This is a genomic window from Stenotrophomonas sp. YJH_SMC_21 (assembly GCF_059369555.1).
Map to the genome: position 1 here is coordinate 430,157 of NZ_JCAFSU010000002.1, position 18,587 is coordinate 448,743.

An 18,587-nucleotide genomic window follows, 5' to 3' on the forward strand; every position below is an offset into this window, starting at 1 on the left:
TGTTGGCGACCGGCAGGTGCGGCCCGTTCAGTCGCCAGCCGTGCTCAGCCCGGCCCCCACACGGCGGCATCCAGTGCCGCTGCCGGATCAGTCGCCGGCATCCGCACCCGGCCGTTCTCCACCACCACGCCCTCCGCGCGCAACCGCTGTGACTGCTCGCGCCATCCGGCCGACCCTTCTTCCATGGCGATGCGCCCATCCGAGCGCAGCACGCGGTGCCAGGGCAGGTCCGGGTCGTCGTTCTGGCCCAGGATGCGCGCGGTCAGGCGTGCACGCCCGGGCAGGCCCGCGCGCATCGCCACCTGGCCGTAGCCCATCACCTGCCCCACAGGGATCGCGCGGATCACTGCCAGGATGCGGGCACGCGCCTGCTCCGGTGTCAGCGCCGCAGGCGGGTCACCAACAGTACGCCGATCAGTACCAGCACGGTGCCGGCGATCTGCGCCGGCCCCATCGGTTCGTCGAGCAGCCATAGGCTCATCACGATGGTGGAAACAGGGCCCAGCATACCGACCTGCGCGGCCAGCGACGAACCCACGCGCTGCACCGCCAGCATGATCGCCAGCACCGGCAGCACCGTGCACACGGTGGCATTGACCAGCGACAGCCATTGCACTGGCGCCGGTGCCTGCCACAGCAACGGCAGCGGATGGGTCACCGCGAAATGCAGCAGCACCAGCACGCTGGCCACGCAGCTGGCATAGGAGGTCAACCGCACCGCGCCGATGCGTGCGACCACCTGCCCACTGCCGAACAGGTACAGCGCGTAGCTGAGCGCACTGCCCAGTACCAGCAAGCTGCCGACGATGATCTGCCCGCCCTCGCGCTGCAGATCGTGGCCGAAGGCGAGCAGCACGCCGAGGTAACTCAGCATCAGCGCGCCGATCTGCCACCGACCCGGCCGCTGGCGCGTCAGCAGCACGTTGATCAGCAGCACCAGGGTCGGGTTCAAGTAAAGAATCAGGCGCTCAAGGGTCACGCTGATGTACTGCAGACCCTGGAAGTCGAGCAGACTGGACAGGTAGTAGCCGGTGAAGCCCAGCCACAACACGCGGGCACGGTCGGCCCAGGACAGCGGCTCGGCCCGGCGCGCGGCCCACAGTGCCATCAGCACGAACAGCGGTAGCGCCATCAGCATGCGCAGGGCGAGCAGCGTGGTGGCATCCACGCCGTGACGCAGGCCGAGCTTGACGATGATGGCCTTGCCGGAGGCGGCGATGGCGCCGATCGCGGCCAGGCCGATGCCTCCCAGCGCGATGCGTGGGGAAGCGGTGGCGATACGGGAGGCGGGGCTGGACATCAGGACGACGGCGGGCCGCACGGGGCGGCCAGGGAAGGCGTAAGGGCGTCCATTGTCGCATGGGTGCGCCTGATGACCTGGAGAGCCGAGCATAGGCTCGGCTCTAAAACCGTCCAGCTCAGCGCATCAGCACCACTTCCTCGGCCGAGGTCGGGTGGATCGCCACGGTGTCGTCGAACTGGGCCTTGGTCGCGCCCATCTTCACCGCCACCGCAAAGCCCTGCAGGATCTCGTCGGCCGCTTCGCCCAGCAGGTGGATGCCCACCACCCGTTCTTCCGGACCGGCACAGACCATCTTGAACAGGCTGCGCTGAGTGCCATTGGCCAGCCCCTGCAGCATCGGACGGAAACGGCTGTGGTAGACGCTCACCTGATCGAACCGCGCGCGCGCCTCTTCTTCGCTCATGCCCACCGCACCCAGCGGTGGATGCGAGAACACCACGCTGGCCACGTTCTCGTAATCCATCTTCGACTGCGGGCGGCCACCGAACAGGCGGTCCATCAGCCGCCGCGAAGCGGCCACCGCCACCGGGGTCAGGCCGACCTTGCCAGCGATGTCACCCACCGCGTGCACGCTCGGCACACACGTGGTCTGCCATTCGTCCACCTGCACCTGCTGGTGTTCGCCGATACCGATGCCGAGCGCTTCCAGGCCCAGATCGCGGCTGTTGCCACGGCGGCCGGTGGCAAAGAACACCGCGTCGAACACGCTGTCGAGCGGGCCATCATGGCCGAATGCACGTACGCGTTCGCCATCGCGCTGCAGTTCGCGCAGGCGATAGCCGAAATGGATGCGCACGCCCTGCTGCTTCAGGTTCTCGGCCAGCTGATCGGTCAGCTCGTAATCGAAGCGATCCAGCAGCCGCTGGCCACGCACCAGCAGGCTCACCTTGCTGCCCAGTGCCTGCAGCAGGCCGGCCAGCTCCACCGCGATGTAACCGCCACCGATGATCGCCACCTCGGCCGGTGCCGCGCGCAGATCGAAGAAATCATCGGAGACTAGGCCCAGTTCGGCACCGGGGATGTCAGGCCGCAGCGGGTGCGCGCCGGTGGCGATCAGGATGTGTTCAGCGCTGTAACGCACGCCATCGCTGCAGGCCACGGTATGCGCATCGAGCAGATGACCGCGCGCCGGAATGCGCACCACGCCGGTTTCGTCCAGGCGCTTGTGGTAGCTGGTGTGGATGTTGCTGATGTAGGCCTGGCGATGGATCACCAGCTCCTTCCACGACAATGCCGGGCGTGCCTTGACATCGAAACCCATCGCACTGGCCAGGCCGATGCGCTCGTGCAGGTCGGCCGCCAGCCACATGGCCTTCTTCGGCACGCAGCCGACGTTGACGCAGGTCCCGCCCAGTTCACCAGGCTCCAGCAGCGCCACGCGCTTGCCGTGCTGCGCGGCGCGGATCGCGCCAGCCAGGCCGGCGGAACCACCGCCAAGGACGATCAGGTCGTAATCATAGGGTGCAGTGCTCATCGGAATCGCTCGGGTCGGTAAGGGGCAGGATCGATCGCTGGCGTGCGGCCGCAGACGAGATCGGCGATCAGCTGGCCGGTGCCGGCGCTCATGCTGATGCCGAGCATGCCATGCCCCGCTGCAAGCCAGACGTGAGGATGCGCGGGCGCGCGGCCGATCAACGGCACGTCGTCCACGCTCATGGGGCGCCACCCGCACCACTGCTCCTGCAGCCGCGCACCACGTGGCGCGCGCAGGTAGTGGTCGGCGGCCTGCTGCAGGGCCTGCAGGCGGGTCGTGCGCAGCTGCGGATCGGCACCGGCGAATTCCATGGTGCCGCCCAGCCGCAGCGCTTCGCGCCAGGCGATCACGAACACGGAATGGTCCTTCAGCACGACTGGACGCTGCGGCACCTGCGCCGGTCGTGACCAGGTCAGCGAGTAGCCCTTGCCGGGTTGGATCGGCACGCGCAGATCCAGTTGCCGCGCCCAGCGCGGTGACCACGGCCCGGTCGCCAGCACCAGCTCGCGCGCCTGCAGCATGCGTTCACCGGCACGCACGCGCACACCCTGCGCGTCGGCGCTGAAATCCTCCACGTCCGACTGTTCTTCGATCACCACGCCCTGTGCCCGCAGCACGCGCGCCAGTTCGGCGGTGTAGCGGTCCGGACGCAGCTGGGCATCGCCGGGGAAGTGGATCGCACCGGCAAGGCGATCATGGAACGCCGGATTGTCGCGCGCGTAGTCGGTGCCATCGATGCGCGCCGAGGCAATGCCCTGTGCGTTCAGCGCCTCACACTCGGCAGCGTGGTGATCGAAATTGCGGGCGTCACCGAACACATAGTCCAGACCGCGCGCCTCGAACTCGCAGTCCAGCGCATGCGTCTGCACCCACTGCGCCAGGCGCAGCCGTGAATCATTCAACAATGCGCCGCGTGCCCGCGTGGCGTGCAGCCAGTCGCGTGCGTTGCAGCGCGCCCCGAACTGCAGCAGCCAGCGCCACAATGCTGGGTCCAGGCGTGTACGCACGTACAGCGGCGCACGCGGATCGAGCATCCAGCGCAGCGCGCGCAACGGCACGCCGGGCGCTGCCAGCGGTGGCGCGTGGCTGGGGGTGATGGTGCCGCAGTTGCCATGCGAGGTCGCGCCGCCGACACGCCCACGGTCGATCACGCGTACCTGCCGGCCCTGTGCACGCAGCGCGAGTGCGGCAGCCAGTCCAATGGCACCGGCGCCGACCACGATCACATCCTCGCGCGCGCCCTGCATCGATCAGCCCTGGCCGGCCTCGCGCCGCATCGGCGGCCACTGCCGATAGGTCATCGCGCGCCACAGCCATTCCATCGGCCCAAAGCGGAAGCGGCGCAGCCATACGTGCGAGATGCCCACCTGCACGGTGAACAACAGCAGCGCGAACATCAACTGCACGCTGCGTGGCATCGTTTCGAACGCGCCCAGGCCGTAGTGGTAGAACAGCCAGGTGCACAGCAGCGACTGGCCGAGGTAATGGGTCAACGCCATGCGCCCGACCGGCGCCAGCCAGCCCAGCCGCGCGCGCCAGTGTACGATCCAGGCCAGGTAACCCAGGCACATCGGCAGGCCGCCGATCGTCACCAGCGCCATCGCCGCCGTAACCGGCAGATCGTAAGCGCCCGGCGCCAGATACGGCTTCCAGGCAACACCCAGCAGCGTGACCAGCAGGCCGAAGGGCAGCGCCCCCCAACGCAACACCGCATACAGCCGCGGGAAGCGATCCGGCGTGGCCAGCGCGCCGCTGCCGGCAAACCAGCTGCCGATCAGGAACATGCCCAGCACTTCCGGGCCGGTGATCAGCATCGCCCCCATCGACGTGCCGAACTCGCTCAGCCGCTGCGCATTGGCCTGCATCCAGCTGCCCTGCCCGTACACCAGGCGCTGCAGATCGATGCTCTGCTGCGCGTCGGTGAGCATCTTCCGCACGTCCTCCGCCGAAGCCATCGACACCATCGCGCCGACCAGCAGCATCATCGCCACACCGCCCAGATAGACCGTTACGCCCATCCACGGCAGCCAGCTGCGCGGCGCCTCGCGGCAGGCCAGCAACGGCAACGAGACCAACGCGTACATCACCAGGATGTCGCCGGACCAGACCAGCAGCGCGTGGCACAGGCCAATCAGCAGCAGGCCAGCGCTGCGGCGCAGGTAGAACGGGGTGAAGTCACGCCCGGCCGCCTCGGCGCGCTGCGCCATCACCGCGAAGCCGGCGCCGAACAGCAACGAGAACAGGGTGAAGAACTTCCCCTGCACGAATACGTAGACAAAGGCATCGGCCCAGTAGTCGATACCCTGCCAATGCACGTCGATGCCGGTGAAGGCCAGGTCCAGCGGTCCGCTGAAGGCCTCGATGTTCATCAGCAGGATGCCCAGCAGCGCAGCACCGCGCAGCACGTCCAGCACGGCGATGCGTTCGCCGGAAGCCACCGGCTGCAGGGAAGGAGAAGCGGCGTTCACGGGGCGTCCGTCGGGCAGGTCCGCCATTATGCCGCCGGCCCGCGTGCCATGGATGGCCGCGCCGTGTTCCAGAAACGCAATGGCCCGCCGAAGCGGGCCGTTGCTGCCATCATGATCGCGCTGCGATCAGTGGTGGTGACCGCCGTCGCCGTGGACGTGGCCGTGGTCGATCTCTTCCTTGCCGGCTTCGCGCACATCGACGATTTCCACGTCGAAGTGCAGGTCCTTGCCGGCCATCGGATGGTTCAGGTCGACGTCGACGACGCTCATGCCGACCTTCTGCACGGTCACCGCACGCGGGCCGAAGTTGGTCTGCAGCACGACCTGCTGGCCCGGAGCCAGCTTGGTGTTGCCGAAATGCTTCTTCGGCACGCGCTGGGACAGGCCCTCGCGGCGCTCGCCGTAGGCATCGGCTGCGTTGACGTCAACGCTGAAGGTCGCGCCGGCTTCCTTGTCCATCATGGCGTTTTCCAGGCCCGGGATGATGTTGCCGTGGCCGATCAGGATCGCCAGCGGCTCGCCGCGGTCCTTGGACGATTCGATCGGCTCCTGGCCGACTTCGGAAACGGTGTAGTGGAAGCGGACAACGCGGTCTTTTTCGATCTTCATGCGCAACTCTGTCTGGATCTGCCGGAGGCAGGCGGGTTGGGGCGGGTTGTCGCCCGGCGGGGACGCCGCCATCATGACGGCCAATCCCAAGGTGGCGCATTATCCGGAGAACATGCACATCACGCCAGTTTCGTCCGGCCTGCGCCGGCTCCTCGCCCCGGCCCTGCTGCTGGCCCTGCCCGTGCTGATGACCGCCTGCGGCGGCGGCAAGGCCACCCGCCCCGCTCCGCCCCCGCCGACCGCGAACTGGCCGAAGACCGTGCCGGACAACCCCGAGGCGGCCAACTCGGTGCTGATGCGTGCCATCAGCCTGGTCGGCACCCCCTACCGCTATGGCGGCAACACCCCGGATTCCGGCTTCGACTGCAGCGGCCTGGTGGCCTATGTCTATCGCGAGATGCTGGACCTGAAACTGCCGCGCACCTCGCGCGACCTGGCGGCGGTACAGGGTCCGAAAATCGATCCGCAGCGCCTGGCCACCGGCGACCTGGTGTTCTTCGGCAGCCGCGGCAGCGTCACCCATGTCGGTATCTATGTCGGTGAAGGGCGTTTCGTGCATGCGCCGAGCACCGGCGGCACCGTGCGCCTCGACTCGCTCAGCGGTCCCTACTGGAAGGACCACTACACAGGGGCGAAACGCGTCCTTCGCTAAAATGAACAGGCGATATGTTCAAAACTGTGACGAACATCGCCGTGCAACTAACGAATTACTAACGGAATTTTTAACTTATCCGCGCTTTTACAGGGCATGATGCCCCATCGTTTTTTTCCTGTGACCGACGCGTGACGACTGACGACCTGAAAAGCGAAGGCCAGACTTCCGTATCTTCACGTAGTGCCCGCCCGCTGTTGCTTGGCCTGGCACTGTGTCTGACCAGCCTTCCGGCCTGGTCGCAGACTGCTCCGAACCGTTCCGATGTGAGCCCGGCCCCGGTGGCCGAGAGCACCGCCCGACCGGCCGCCAAGGCCGAGGCTGCCGCTCCGCAACGCAGCCGCGTCGACGCCGCCGCCAGCGCTACCCTGGCCGCCCTGCTGCCTCACCTGGCCGCCAACGACACCATTCCGCTGATGGACCGCTCGGCCGTGGTGGCCGGTGACCTCAGCCGCCTCCTCGCCAACTACGACACCAGCAGCGCTGCCAATGGCAGCGTTGTCGGCACCGCGGCCGACAATGGCAAGGTGCAGTCGCTGCTGCGCCGCGCGATGACCCTGCTGGGCACCCCATACCGTTGGGGCGGCAGCAACCCGGACAGCGGCTTCGACTGCAGTGGTCTGGTCGGCTACGTGTTCCGCTCGGCCCTGGGCATTGAGCTGCCGCGCGTCTCGCGCGAAATGGCACACGACGACAACGCCGAACTGATCAACGACCGCACCGCGCTGGCCGCCGGTGACCTGGTGTTCTTCGGCCGCAAGGGCCGCGTCGATCACGTCGGCATCTATGTGGGTGATGGCCGCTTCCTGCACGCACCGAGCTCGGGCAAGGACGTGCGCGTGGACACCCTGCTCAGCGGCTACTGGGGCAACAAGTTCATGCAGGCCCGCCGGGTCGATCTCTGATCTGGCCGGTTGGCGCTACCACGCCGCCTGACACGAGAAAGCCGCTGCCCTGCAGCGGCTTTTTTGTTAGGCCCGCGCAATGGTGGGTAGCTGCCGATCTTGGTCGGCACCGCCTTCATCCACGCATGGCGTGGATCTACCGACCTCTGGTGGGTACTGACCTTTGGTGGGGGCCGACCTCTGGTGGGTACTGACCTTTGGTGGGGGCCGACCTCTGGTGGGTACTGACCTTTGGTGGGGGCCGACCGTTGGTCGGCACCGCCTCCATCCACGCATGGCGTGGATCTACCAGGCCCGGCATGACCGCCACCGCGCCAGCCAGCTCCCAGACAAAAAGCCCGCCGTTCAGGGCGGGCCTTTCATCTCCACGCAACCTCAGCCGCGTGGCGGCGTCGGATCGGGGTCGTCCACACCCACATTGCTGGACGGATTGTCATACACCGCCTGGTCGAGCAGCCCGGTTTCCTTGGCCACGATCACCGGCACCAGCATCTGGCCGGTCACGTTCGTCATCGTGCGCATCATGTCGAGGATGCGGTCGATGGCATACAGGTAGCCGATCGTCTCCAACGGCAGGTTGGCCGCGCTCAGCACCACCGTAGCCATGATCACCGCGGTACCCGGAACACCGGCCGTACCGAAGCTGCCCAGCACCGAAGCAATCAGCACCACCACGTACTGTTCAGGGGTCAGCGGCACACCGCTGTACTGCGCGATGAACACCGCGCACAGCGCCGGGTAGATGGCACCGCAGCCGTCCATCTTGATGCTGGCGCCCAGCGGCACCGCAAACGAACCGTAATCCTTGTTCACGCCCAGGTTGTGGGTGATCGAACGCAGTGCCACCGGCATCGCCGCAAAGCTGGAAGAGCTGACGAACGCAACCTGCATGCCCGGCGCCGCACCACGGAAGAACTTCAGCGGGTTCAGTCCGTGCGCCAGCAGCAGTGCGCTATACACCACCACGATGTGCAGGGCGCAGGCCACGTACAGGGCCAGCACGAAATGCCCCAGCGGCAGCAGCTTCTCGAACCCGTAGCTGCCGACCAGGCCGGCGATCAGGCCAAAGGTGCCGATCGGGGTGACTTCCAGCACGAAGCGGGTCACCTGAATCATGATGTCGCTCATCTGGCCGACCAGCTTGCGCGCCTCGGTCACCTTCTCGCCGAGCTTGACGATGGCGAAGCCGACCAGGCCAGCGAAGAAGATCACCGGCAGGATCGAGCCACGGCCGGCGGCCAGCACGGTTTCGCCGGCCGCGTTGACCTTGGTGCCGATACCAGACAGCGCATAGAAGACATTGGCCGGTACCACGTCCAGCAGCACCTTCACCACGCTGGGCACTTCGCGCGGCACGTAATTACTGGCCATCGTCAGCTGCAGGCCACCGGCGCCGGGCTGCAGCACGGCGCCCACGCCCAGTCCGACGCACACCGCCAACGCAGCAGTGATCACGAACCACAGGAAGGTGCGGCCACTGAGCGCGGCAACCGACTTCTGGCCGTGCAGCGACGAGATCGCATTGATCACCGCGAAGAACACCAGCGGCACGGCGATCATCTTGATCAGGGTGACGTACAGCTCGCCAAGCGGGCCGAACCACGTTTCCGCGGCCGGGCCGAGCGCCCAGCCGGCCAGCGCGCCGAGCACGAAGCCACCGACCACGCGCTGCCAGAATGGAATCCGCAGCCAGGCAGAGACCAGCTTCATAGGCAATCCAGAGGGAAGGAAGGGATGCTGGCACGATAGCCCATCAACGGCTGGGGAACGACCGCCCGACCGGCAAATCAGTGTGTCATCGGCGTGCCTTGCGAGGGCGGGCATAATGAACGTCCCGTTACAGTTTGTGAGATCCCAGCGTCCATGCGCCGTTCCGTCTCCCTGTTGGCCGCCTGCGCCACCACCCTGCTGCTGGGCGCCTGCGCCAGCACCACCCCCGCCACTGCCCCGGCCGGCCTCAAGGTCGCCGTCGACCCCGTCGCCCACCCGGCCGGCGAGACCCCGCAGTGGTGGTACCGCAGTGGCGCCGCCCAGGCCGCCGCCAACGGTGCGATGTCCGGCAAGGCCAAGAACGTCATCCTGTTCCTCGGCGACGGCATGAGCCTGACCACCGTGGCCGCCTCGCGCATCTACGAGGGCCAGCAGAAGGGTGGCTCCGGTGAAGAGAACCTGTTGTCCTGGGAGCGCTTCCCGGCCACGGCATTCAGCAAGACCTACAACACCGATTCGCAGACGCCCGATTCGGCCGGCACCATGACCGCCATCACCACCGGCGTGAAGACCCACATGGGTGCGATCGGCGTCAGCGCCGGCAGCCGGACCGACTGTGCCGACAGCCTGTCCAAGGGCCTGCTGACCTGGCTGCAACTGGCCGACAGCGCCGGTCTGGCTACCGGCGTGGTCTCCACCGCGCGCCTGACCCATGCCACCCCGGCCGCCACCTACGCGCACTCGCCCGAGCGCAACTGGGAAAACGACACCGACCTGACCGAAGCGGCCAAGGCGGCCGGCTGCAAGGACATCGCCCAGCAGCTGCTGTCGACCTCACGCTATGGTCGCGGCCCCCTGGTCGCCCTCGGTGGCGGCCGCGGTGAATTCACCACCGTGGAAGAGCGCGATCCGGAATACGACGACAAGGTCGGCCAGCGCCTGGATGGCCGCAGCCTGGTGCAGGAATGGCAGCAGGCGCACCCGCAGGGTGCCTACGTGTGGAACAGCAAGCAGCTGGCCGCCGCCGCCAACGCACCGGCCATCCTCGGCCTGTTCGAGCCGGACCACATGCGCTACGAGTACGAGCGCCCGCAGGATCCGGGCGGCGAGCCGAGCCTGGCCGAACTGACTGCCGCAGCGATCAAGAATCTGTCGAAGCACCAGGAAGGCTACGTGCTGATGATCGAAGGCGCGCGCATCGATCACGCCAACCACAGCGGCAATGCCTACCGTGCACTGACCGAGACCGTGGCCCTGTCCGACGCAGTGCGCGTGGCCAACGAACTGACCTCCGCCGACGACACCCTGATCATCGTCACCGCCGACCACTCGCACACGCTGAATTTCGTCGGCTACCCGGCACGTGGCAACCCGATCCTGGGCAAGGTCAAGGACAAGGGCGGCGAAGACGGCGCCGGCAAGCTGGACTACGCCCTGGACGGCACCGGCCAGCCGTACACCACGCTGAGCTACGCCAACGGCCCGGGCCATACCGGCAGCAGCAACCAGCAGCCGGCCGGCCCGAAGCGTTACCCGCACAACCCGAGCAGCTTCGAACCGGCCAACGGCCGCCCGAACCTGCGCGAGGTCGACACCGAGCATCCGGACTACATGCAGGAAGCGCTGGTGCCGATGAAGTCCGAATCGCACGGTGGCGAGGACGTCGGCATCTGGGCACGCGGCCCGGGCAGCAAGGCGATCCGCGGCACGCTGGAACAGAACGCGATCTATCACATGATCGTGCAGGCCACCCCGGCCCTGCGCGAGCGCCTGTGCCAGGCCGGCACCTGCGATGACAAGGGCGTGCCGGTGCAGCTGCCGGCACCGACCGCGTTCGAGCGCAAGGCCGAGGCCAAGTGATCGCACGGGAGGCCCGCCCTGATGCTGCCAGCGGCCGCTTCGCGCGGTCGCTGGCCCTGCTTGGCATGCTGGTCAGCGCCACTGCAGCGGCACAGGCACCGGCATGCAAGCTGCTGACCGACGAACACGGGTTGTGGCCACTGCCCAACTGCGAGGTGATCGATCACCGGCCGAAGATCAGTGCCGACACGCTGAAGGCCCTGAATTACGACGACCACGGCCTGGCAGTGGTGTACGCCGACCAGGGTTTCCACTACGTCGACCGCAAGGGCCGCAGCCTGCCGGTGCTGACCTGGGACAACGGCCCGGAAACGCCGCAGGAAGGCCTGCTGCGCGCCCGCGTAGGCAACCGCGTGGGTTACTTCGACCTGACGTTCCGCCAGGTGGTGCCCGGCACCTTCGATTTCGCATGGCCGTTCCAGGACGGCGTGGCCGAGGTCTGCAATGGTTGCCGTCGTGGTACGCCGGATGCCGATGGCCACACGCCGATGGAAGGCGGAGAGTGGTTCCGCATCGACCGTTCGGGTCGTCGGGTGAAGTAGGGTTTTCGGCAGGGCTGCCCCCTGCACCTGCAGACGCCAAAGCAAGATCAAAAGCGGCTCTGGTTTTCTGTGAGTTGGGTGGGGCGGTGTGGGTGGGCAGGACACGCCGTAAACCCATCCCTGGGGGCTCGATGGCGCCATCCATGGCGCCAACGGTCCTGCCCACCCACACCGCCCCACCCCCGACAGTTTTCCGGTGACGGTTGGACCATCCACGCTTTGCGTGGATCGTATCTGTCAGATATCGAATTGAATCCGGGGTCAGATCCGTTTTCCGCAGGAAAACGGATCTGACCCCATGAGCAACCCGACAGTTCGCAGGAAACTGTCGAAGGCGGGGTGGGTCCGGTGGCGGGGGTGTCCGCGGCATGGATGCCGCGGCCAAGCCCCCAGGGACGGGTTTACGGCGTCCCCCACCACCGGACCCACCCCGCCAACCTTCAGGAAACCAGCTTCTGCCGTTGCTGTTGCTGTTGCTCTGGCTCGTAGCGGGTGCAGGGCGCAGCCCTGCCAAGTAAACCCCACCCTATACTTGCCACCGTGACTGCCTTCCCTGCCCTCGTTCCGCTGGATGCGCCGCTGCTGGTGGGCTACAGCGGTGGCGTCGACTCCACCGTGCTGCTGCACTGGCTGTGGCGCTGCGCGCAGACTTCCGGCACCGCCCTGCGCGCGGTGCACGTGCATCACGGCCTGCAACCCGATGCGGATGACTGGGTGCTGCACTGCCGGCAGCAATGCGACGCCTGGGGCATTGAGCTGGCCGTGCACCGCGTGCAGGTCGAGAACGGCACAGGCCTGGGCACCGAAGGTGCCGCGCGACAGGCACGACGCGCCGCGTTCGCGGCTGAGCTGCGCGAAGGCGAAACGCTGGCGCTGGCGCAGCACCAGGACGACCAGGCCGAGACCTTCCTGTTGCGCGCCCTGCGCGCTTCTGGCGTCGATGGCCTGGCGGCGATGTCCACGCACAGCCGCCTTGGCGAACATCCCTTCTGGCGCCCGCTGCTGGCGGTACCACGCAGTGCACTGCTCGACTACGCGCGCCAGCACGTGCTGCGCTGGATCGAAGACCCCAGCAACGCGGAAGACCACGCCGATCGCAACTTCCTGCGCCTGCAGGTGTTGCCGTTGCTGCGCCAGCGCTGGCCGCATGCGGCTGCAGCATTGGCGGGCAGCGCGACGCATTGCCGGCAGACCCGCGAACTGCTGGACGAGGAAGACGCCGAGCTGATCGCGCATCTGGAAGTGGCACCGCGCGTGCTGTCACTGGAACTGCTGCGCCAGATGTCGCCGCGCCGCGCAGCACGCGTGCTGCGCGCGTGGGTGCTGGGCCATGATGCGGCACCGTTGCCGGCCTCGGTGTTGCAGCAGGCGCTGGAGGAGCTATTGCCGGCCGACACCGACCGCCAGGCGCGTGTGCGCTGGCAGCAGCACGTGATCCAGCAATGGCGCGACCACGCCTATCTGCTGCCGGCCCGGCTGCCCTCGCTGCCCCTCGACTGGCAGGCCGAGTGGGATGGCCGTGCACCGCTGCCATTGCCCGACGGTGGCCAGCTGAGCCTGCTGGGCGCCGGCGCTTTCGAACAGCCACTGCAGGTCCGTGCACGCGTGGGCGGCGAGCGCATCCTGCTGCCGGGTCGCCAGCATTCGCACGCGCTGAAGGACTGCCTGCAACGCGAGCACCTTGCCCCCTGGCGACGCGCGCAGCTGCCGCTGATCTTTGATGGCCCGCAGTTGCTGGCCGCCGCCGATGTGGTCATCGCCGCGCCCTTGCAGGCCTGGTTGCAGGCCAACGAGGCACAGCTGCGGTGGCGTCCCGGCGGCTGGTGAATTGACCCCCGCGCGCGGCCCGTCCACACTTGCCGCATGGCCAAGAAGTCCCCCGAAAACGCCTCCCCCGTTGCCCAGTTCGAGCAGTCGCTCGAATCGCTGGAGCAGCTGGTGGAGCAGATGGAAACCGGCGAGCTGAGCCTGGAAGCTTCGCTCAGTGCTTACGAGCGTGGTGTCGGTCTGTACCGCCAGTGCCAGCAGGCACTGGAGCAGGCCGAACTGCGCGTGCGCCTGCTCAGCGATCCGGCGCAGCCGGAAGCCTCCGAGCCCTTCGACCCGCCCAGCCATGACGGCTGAGGTTCTGTTCGCGCGCTGGCGCGACCGTATCGAAAGCCAGCTCGATGCCGCCCTGCCCTCGCCTGCCGAGGCGCCGCAGCGCCTGCATCAGGCCATGCGCTATTCGGTGCTTGGTGGCGGCAAGCGCATGCGGCCCCTGCTGGTCTACGCCAGTGGTCACCTGTTCGGTGCGCAGCCGGAAAGCCTGGATGCGGCGGCCATGTCCGTCGAGCTGATCCATGCCTATTCGCTGGTGCATGACGACCTTCCGGCGATGGATGACGACGCCCTGCGTCGCGGCAAGCCCACCACCCACATCGCCTTCGACGAAGCCACCGCGATCCTTGCTGGCGACGCCCTGCAGACCCGCGCCTTCGGCCTGCTGGCCGATGCGCCGCTGCCGGCCACGTTGCGCGTGGCCTGCCTGCAGACCCTGGCCCACGCCTCAGGCGCGTCCGGCATGTGTGGCGGCCAGGCGCTGGACATCGATGCCACCGGCCAGCAGCAGACGCTGGCGGCGCTGACCCGCATGCACGCGCTGAAGACCGGCGCGCTGATCCGCGCGGCAGTGCGCATGGGCGCGCTGTGCGGCCAGGCCCACGAACCGCAGCTGGCCCAGCTCGACAGTTTCGCCGATGCACTCGGCCTGGCCTTCCAGGTCCGCGATGACATCCTCGATGTCGAAGCCAGTTCCGAACAGCTGGGCAAGACTGCCGGCAAGGACCAGGCGCAGGACAAGAGCACCTTCCCCGCCCTGCTTGGCATGGACGGCGCAAAGGCCCAGCTGCACGAGCTCGCAGCGCGCATGCAGTCGATCCTGGCCGGGTATGGCGAGGAAGCCGACGCGCTGCGCGCGCTGGCGACGCTGGCGGTGGAACGCGATCACTGATCGCTGCACGCGGCCCGGCATTCCCCGCACACGAAAACGCCCGGCAGTGCCGGGCGTTTTCAGTTCCGCGTGCGGACGATCCTACTTGATCAGGCGCAGCGCGAACGGGTAGCGATAGGCTTCGCCGTTGTTGGCCTTGACCGCAGCGATGATGCTGAACACCAGGCTGATGATGCCGACGATCGGGGCCAGGAACACGCCGATGATCACGATGGTGAGGATCATGCTGATGACCATGGCGATGGTCACGGTGATCTGGAAGTTCAGGGCTTCCTTGGCCTGGTCGGTCACGAAGGCCTTGCCAGCATCGTCCTTGTTGATCAGCCAGATGATCAGCGCGCCGATGAAGCCGGTGAAGATGCCCAGCAGGTGCGCGGCCAGGGCCATGGTGCGCTGGTCGGCCGGAACGTCGGCGGTGGCCGGTGGCGGCGGCGGGACGTTATCGAATTCACTCACGACAAAACTCCTTTTCATTGGGTGGTCTTGACCAACCAGCACCCAGCTGATTGCGTCAGGCGGGCATAGCTTACGCCATCGACGGCATCAATCATTACCTGCGATGGTCATCCGCCCCAACAGGATCGAACCGGTCCGGATGTGCGAACGGGGATCGACGTCGCTGCCAACCGCCTCGATGCTGCTGAACATCTCGCGCAGGTTGCCGGCGATGGTGATGCCGTCCACCGGGTACTGGATCTCGCCGTTCTCGACCCGGAAGCCACCCGCGCCACGCGAATAGTCGCCGGTCACGCCGTTCACGCCCTGCCCCATCAGCTCGGTCACCAGCAGGCCATCGCCCATCTGCCGCGCGATGTCCTGCAGCGGGCCGGCATTGGCCGCCAACTGCAGGTTGTGCACGCCACCGGCGTTGGCGGTGGTCTGCAGGCCCAGCTTGCGTGCCGAGTAGCTGCCCAGCACATAGCGCTGCAGCACGCCGTCGCGGACGAGAGCCGAGGCCCGGGTGGCCACGCCGTCGCCGTCGAAGGCGGCCGAGCGCAGGCCACGGCGCAGGTGCGGCAGCTCCTCGATCTGCATCCAGTCCGGGAACAGCTGCTGGCCAACGCTGTCCAGCAGGAAGCTGGCCTGGCGATACAGAGCACCGCCGGACACCGCCGACAGCAGGTGCCCGACCAGGCTGCGCGCCACTTCCGGGGCGAACAGCACCGGCATGCTGCCGGTGGCCAGCGATCGTGGCTGCAGGCGGGCGACAGTACGCTCGGCGGCACGACGTCCGACCATGCCGACGTCCTCCAGGTCCTCGCGAGCCAGCGCACTGGTGTACCAGCCGTCACGCTGCATGCCATCGCCCTGCCCGGCGATCAGCGCACAACCGACCGAATGGTGGGTGCCGCGCTCACGGCCGATGAAACCATGCGAATTGGCATAGACCGACAGGCTCTGCATGCTCGACACCGAGGCGCCGTCGGAATTGCGGATCTGCGCATCGGCCTCACGGCCTGCGGCTTCGCAAGCCAGGGCCAGGTCCACCGCCTCGTCGGCCTGCAGCGCCCACGGGTGCCAGCCGTCCAGGTCCGGGAAGTGGGTGGCCATCAGGGCCGCCTCGGCCAGGCCGGCGGCCGCGTCATCTTCGGTATGCCGGGCGATGGCGCAGGCCTGCTCGACCGTGGCCGCCAGGCTGGCCTCGTTCAGGTCGCCGGTGCTGGCGCTGCCCTTGCGTTGGCCGAAATACACAGTGACGGCGATGCCGCGGTCGCGGGTGGACTGCACGGTTTCGACCTCGCCGAGGCGAACATTCACCTCCAGCCCGCGGTCTTCGCTGCAGCTGACTTCAGCCTGGCTGGCGCCCAGCGCGCGGGCGCGGTCGAGCAGCTGCTGGGAGAGGTCGGCCAGCCGTTCCAGCCGGGCCGGGCTGTCGTCGCCGACGGCGGCTTCAGGGGCGATCACGTTCAATGCTTTATCCTGTACGGGTTGGGCCCGGTATCACGCCGGGCGACTTTTTTTGAAATCAGGTATGGACGATGCGCGGACGCGACGAAGAAACCGGTGAATTCCACGACAAGAGCCGCAGCCAGAACCGGCGCGACGCGCTCGACGTCCTGGCCCTGGGCGAAAAACTGGTGTCGCTGACACCGGCCCAGCTGGCGCGCCTGCCGATCCCGGAAGACCTGCTGCCGCACATCGCCGAGTGCAAGCGCATCACCGCGCACATCGCCCACAAGCGCCAGCTGGCGTTCCTGGCCAAGCACATGCGCCGCGAAGAAGAAGCCACGCTGGATGCGATCCGCGATGCGCTGGATGCCAACAGCGAAACCGGCCGCCGCGAAGTGGCGATGATGCACCGCGTGGAAGACTGGCGCGAGCGCCTGCTGGCCGAAGGTGACAAGGCGCTGGCCGCCCTGCTGGACGATTACCCGCAGGCCGACCGCCAGCAACTGCGCACGCTGGTGCGCAATGCGCAGGCCGAGAAGGCGAAGAACAAGCCGCCGCGTGCCTATCGCGAGATCTACCAGGTGCTGCGCGCACTGATGCTGCCGGCGGCGCTCGGCCTGAAGGCCAGCGCCGAAGACGCTGGCCACGTCGAAGCCGACGAGGCCGACGAGGACTGAGCCCGCGCTGGAGCGGGCGGTGGCGCTGGCCATCGCCCGGCTCAGGCCTGGGTACCGCCGACGGTGATGCCCTCGATCAACAGCGACGGCTGGCCGACACCCACCGGCACGCTCTGCCCGTCCTTGCCACAGATACCCACGCCCTCGTCCAGGGCCAGGTCGTTGCCGACCATCCGCACCTTCTGCATGGTTTCCGGACCGTTGCCGATCAGGGTCGCCCCCTTCACCGGCGCGGTGATGCGGCCATCCTCGATCAGGTAGGCCTCGGTGGCCGAGAACACGTACTTGCCGCTGGTGATGTCGACCTGGCCGCCGCCGAAGTTCACTGCATACAGGCCCTTCTTCACCGAGCGGATCATTTCCTGCGGGTCGTGCTGGCCGGCGCGCATGTAGGTATTGGTCATGCGCGGCATGGTCAGGTGCGCGAACGATTCGCGACGCCCGTTGCCGGTCGGTGCCATGCCCATCAGGCGTGCGTTGAGGCTGTCCTGCATGTAGCCGACCAGGATGCCGTCCTCGATCAGCGTGGTGCACTGGCTCGGGTGGCCTTCGTCGTCGATGTTGAGCGAACCGCGACGCCCGTCCAGGGTTCCATCGTCGACGATGGTCACGCCCGGTGCCGCCACGCGTTCGCCGATGCGGCCGGCGTACACGCTGGTGCCTTTGCGGTTGAAGTCGCCTTCCAGGCCGTGGCCGACCGCTTCATGCAGCAGCACGCCGGGCCAGCCAGGTCCCAGTACCACCGGCATCACGCCGGCCGGCGCCGGCACGGCGTCCAGGTTCACCAGCGCCTGGCGCAGGGCCTCGCGCGCAAACGCTTCCGGGCGGCCATCAGCGAACAGTTCCCCGTAGCCATAGCGGCCACCGCCACCGGCATAGCCCGACTCGCGGCGGCCGTTGTGTTCGACGATCACCTGCACGTTCAGGCGCACCAGCGGGCGCACGTCAGCGCCCAGCACGCCGTCGCTGCGCGCGATGAGCACCGTGTCCACGCCGCCGGACAGGCTCACCATCACCTGCTTCACGCGCGGGTCGGCGGCACGCAGGTAGCCGTCCAGGCGCTTCAGCACCTCGACCTTTGCCTCGTTGCCGACGCCATCGATGGGATCCAGCGCCGGATACAGCGCGCGTGAATTGCCGCGCAGCAGCGAGCGCCCGGACTGCGCGCCACCCTCGCGCGAAATCGCACGCGCCGACTGCGCCGCGGCCAGCAGCGCGTCGGCATGGATGTCGTCGGAGTAGGCGAATCCGGTCTTCTCGCCGGACATCGCCCGTACGCCCACGCCTTGCTCGATGGAATGGGCACCGTCCTTGACGATGCCGTCTTCCACGCTCCAGCTCTCGCGGCGGGCGTGCTGGAAATAGAGGTCGCCGAAGTCCACACCGGGGCCGAGCAGCTGGCCGAAGGTGCGCTCCAGGCCATCGGTATCCAGCCCGCCGGGGCGCAGCAGGCGATCTTGGGCAAGCGTCAGGGCGATATCAGTCATGGTTCTCGATCTGGGGGT

General features: G+C 67.7%; 18 protein-coding genes. 8 read left to right on the forward strand and 10 right to left on the reverse strand.

Annotated elements, in window-relative coordinates:
- Nucleotides 1–44: 44 nt before the first annotated feature.
- From AC5P67_RS04875 to AC5P67_RS04900, 6 genes are all read right to left on the reverse strand, one after another.
- Complete coding sequence (locus AC5P67_RS04875) at nt 45–383, reverse strand: MGMT family protein (RefSeq protein WP_232015565.1); 339 nt, start codon at nt 381–383, stop codon at nt 45–47.
- Nucleotides 380–1,300, reverse strand: a complete 921-nt coding sequence (locus AC5P67_RS04880; RefSeq protein WP_111193405.1) for a DMT family transporter — start codon at nt 1,298–1,300, stop codon at nt 380–382. The genes AC5P67_RS04875 and AC5P67_RS04880 overlap by 4 nt, the downstream gene beginning before the upstream one ends.
- A 118-nt stretch (nt 1,301–1,418) precedes the next feature.
- Nucleotides 1,419–2,777, reverse strand: a complete 1,359-nt coding sequence (gene gorA / locus AC5P67_RS04885) for a glutathione-disulfide reductase (RefSeq protein ID WP_005410512.1) — start codon at nt 2,775–2,777, stop codon at nt 1,419–1,421.
- Nucleotides 2,774–4,024, reverse strand: coding sequence for an NAD(P)/FAD-dependent oxidoreductase (locus AC5P67_RS04890; protein ID WP_088435889.1), 1,251 nt, complete (start codon nt 4,022–4,024; stop codon nt 2,774–2,776). Before AC5P67_RS04890 ends, gorA begins: the two co-directional genes overlap by 4 nt.
- Before the next feature lie 3 nt (nt 4,025–4,027).
- Nucleotides 4,028–5,272 carry a DUF418 domain-containing protein gene (locus AC5P67_RS04895; RefSeq protein WP_005410514.1) on the reverse strand — a complete coding sequence of 415 codons (1,245 nt, stop codon included), beginning with the start codon at nt 5,270–5,272 and terminating at the stop codon, nt 4,028–4,030.
- A gap of 99 nt (nt 5,273–5,371) precedes the next feature.
- Nucleotides 5,372–5,854, reverse strand: a complete 483-nt coding sequence (locus tag AC5P67_RS04900; RefSeq protein ID WP_012480915.1) for an FKBP-type peptidyl-prolyl cis-trans isomerase — start codon at nt 5,852–5,854, stop codon at nt 5,372–5,374.
- Nucleotides 5,855–5,927: 73 nt separating this feature from the next.
- On the opposite strand from AC5P67_RS04900, the gene AC5P67_RS04905 reads away from it, so the two are divergent.
- The gene (locus AC5P67_RS04905; RefSeq protein ID WP_005410516.1) at nt 5,928–6,506 is read left to right on the forward strand and encodes a C40 family peptidase; all 579 of its coding nucleotides are present in this window, start codon (nt 5,928–5,930) and stop codon (nt 6,504–6,506) included.
- Between the two features lie 131 nt (nt 6,507–6,637).
- A complete protein-coding gene (locus tag AC5P67_RS04910) occupies nt 6,638–7,411 on the forward strand; it encodes a C40 family peptidase (protein WP_005410517.1) in 774 nt (257 codons plus the stop codon).
- 375 nt (nt 7,412–7,786) lie between these two features.
- Here the strand turns inward: AC5P67_RS04910 and AC5P67_RS04915 are convergent, their stop codons facing one another.
- Nucleotides 7,787–9,121 carry a dicarboxylate/amino acid:cation symporter gene (locus AC5P67_RS04915; RefSeq protein ID WP_495214348.1) on the reverse strand — a complete coding sequence of 445 codons (1,335 nt, stop codon included), beginning with the start codon at nt 9,119–9,121 and terminating at the stop codon, nt 7,787–7,789.
- A gap of 153 nt (nt 9,122–9,274) precedes the next feature.
- Between AC5P67_RS04915 and AC5P67_RS04920 the strand changes: the two genes are divergently transcribed.
- From AC5P67_RS04920 to AC5P67_RS04940, 5 genes are all read left to right on the forward strand, one after another.
- On the forward strand, nt 9,275–10,981 hold the full coding sequence (locus AC5P67_RS04920) for an alkaline phosphatase (RefSeq protein WP_150359980.1): 1,707 nt from the start codon (nt 9,275–9,277) through the stop codon (nt 10,979–10,981).
- Complete coding sequence (locus tag AC5P67_RS04925) at nt 10,978–11,523, forward strand: WG repeat-containing protein (RefSeq protein ID WP_062606151.1); 546 nt, start codon at nt 10,978–10,980, stop codon at nt 11,521–11,523. Before AC5P67_RS04920 ends, AC5P67_RS04925 begins: the two co-directional genes overlap by 4 nt.
- Before the next feature lie 540 nt (nt 11,524–12,063).
- Nucleotides 12,064–13,350 (forward strand): tRNA lysidine(34) synthetase TilS, encoded by a 1,287-nt coding sequence (gene tilS, locus AC5P67_RS04930; protein ID WP_190953017.1) that lies wholly within the window; start codon nt 12,064–12,066, stop codon nt 13,348–13,350.
- A gap of 36 nt (nt 13,351–13,386) precedes the next feature.
- Nucleotides 13,387–13,647 (forward strand): exodeoxyribonuclease VII small subunit, encoded by a 261-nt coding sequence (locus tag AC5P67_RS04935; RefSeq protein ID WP_005410522.1) that lies wholly within the window; start codon nt 13,387–13,389, stop codon nt 13,645–13,647.
- A complete protein-coding gene (locus AC5P67_RS04940) occupies nt 13,637–14,515 on the forward strand; it encodes a polyprenyl synthetase family protein (protein WP_005410523.1) in 879 nt (292 codons plus the stop codon). Before AC5P67_RS04935 ends, AC5P67_RS04940 begins: the two co-directional genes overlap by 11 nt.
- 81 nt (nt 14,516–14,596) lie before the next feature.
- Here the strand turns inward: AC5P67_RS04940 and AC5P67_RS04945 are convergent, their stop codons facing one another.
- Both AC5P67_RS04945 and pmbA read right to left on the reverse strand, forming a co-directional pair.
- Entirely contained in the window at nt 14,597–14,971 is a 375-nt protein-coding gene (locus AC5P67_RS04945; protein WP_005410524.1) for a DUF4870 domain-containing protein, read from the reverse strand.
- An 87-nt stretch (nt 14,972–15,058) separates the two neighbouring features.
- Complete coding sequence (gene pmbA, locus AC5P67_RS04950; RefSeq protein ID WP_227415684.1) at nt 15,059–16,426, reverse strand: metalloprotease PmbA; 1,368 nt, start codon at nt 16,424–16,426, stop codon at nt 15,059–15,061.
- 68 nt (nt 16,427–16,494) lie between these two features.
- Between pmbA and yjgA the strand changes: the two genes are divergently transcribed.
- A complete protein-coding gene (gene yjgA / locus AC5P67_RS04955; protein WP_005414121.1) occupies nt 16,495–17,082 on the forward strand; it encodes a ribosome biogenesis factor YjgA in 588 nt (195 codons plus the stop codon).
- A 41-nt stretch (nt 17,083–17,123) separates the two neighbouring features.
- Here yjgA and tldD read toward each other — a convergent pair whose 3' ends face one another.
- A complete protein-coding gene (gene tldD / locus AC5P67_RS04960; protein ID WP_005410527.1) occupies nt 17,124–18,569 on the reverse strand; it encodes a metalloprotease TldD in 1,446 nt (481 codons plus the stop codon).
- Nucleotides 18,570–18,587: the final 18 nt, after the last annotated feature.

Bases quoted from the DNA above. Each gene is read 5' to 3' on its own strand.
- AC5P67_RS04935 (WP_005410522.1), top strand. From the start codon at position 13,387: ATGGCCAAGAAGTCCCCCGAAAACGCCTCCCCCGTTGCCCAGTTCGAG.
- AC5P67_RS04940 (WP_005410523.1), top strand. From the start codon at position 13,637: ATGACGGCTGAGGTTCTGTTCGCGCGCTGGCGCGACCGTATCGAAAGC.
- AC5P67_RS04915 (WP_495214348.1), bottom strand. From the start codon at position 9,121: ATGAAGCTGGTCTCTGCCTGGCTGCGGATTCCATTCTGGCAGCGCGTG.
- AC5P67_RS04920 (WP_150359980.1), top strand. From the start codon at position 9,275: ATGCGCCGTTCCGTCTCCCTGTTGGCCGCCTGCGCCACCACCCTGCTG.
- AC5P67_RS04905 (WP_005410516.1), top strand. From the start codon at position 5,928: ATGACGGCCAATCCCAAGGTGGCGCATTATCCGGAGAACATGCACATC.
- yjgA (WP_005414121.1), top strand. From the start codon at position 16,495: ATGCGCGGACGCGACGAAGAAACCGGTGAATTCCACGACAAGAGCCGC.
- AC5P67_RS04895 (WP_005410514.1), bottom strand. From the start codon at position 5,272: ATGGCGGACCTGCCCGACGGACGCCCCGTGAACGCCGCTTCTCCTTCC.
- AC5P67_RS04880 (WP_111193405.1), bottom strand. From the start codon at position 1,300: ATGTCCAGCCCCGCCTCCCGTATCGCCACCGCTTCCCCACGCATCGCG.
- AC5P67_RS04900 (WP_012480915.1), bottom strand. From the start codon at position 5,854: ATGAAGATCGAAAAAGACCGCGTTGTCCGCTTCCACTACACCGTTTCC.
- AC5P67_RS04890 (WP_088435889.1), bottom strand. From the start codon at position 4,024: ATGCAGGGCGCGCGCGAGGATGTGATCGTGGTCGGCGCCGGTGCCATT.
- tldD (WP_005410527.1), bottom strand. From the start codon at position 18,569: ATGACTGATATCGCCCTGACGCTTGCCCAAGATCGCCTGCTGCGCCCC.
- gorA (WP_005410512.1), bottom strand. From the start codon at position 2,777: ATGAGCACTGCACCCTATGATTACGACCTGATCGTCCTTGGCGGTGGT.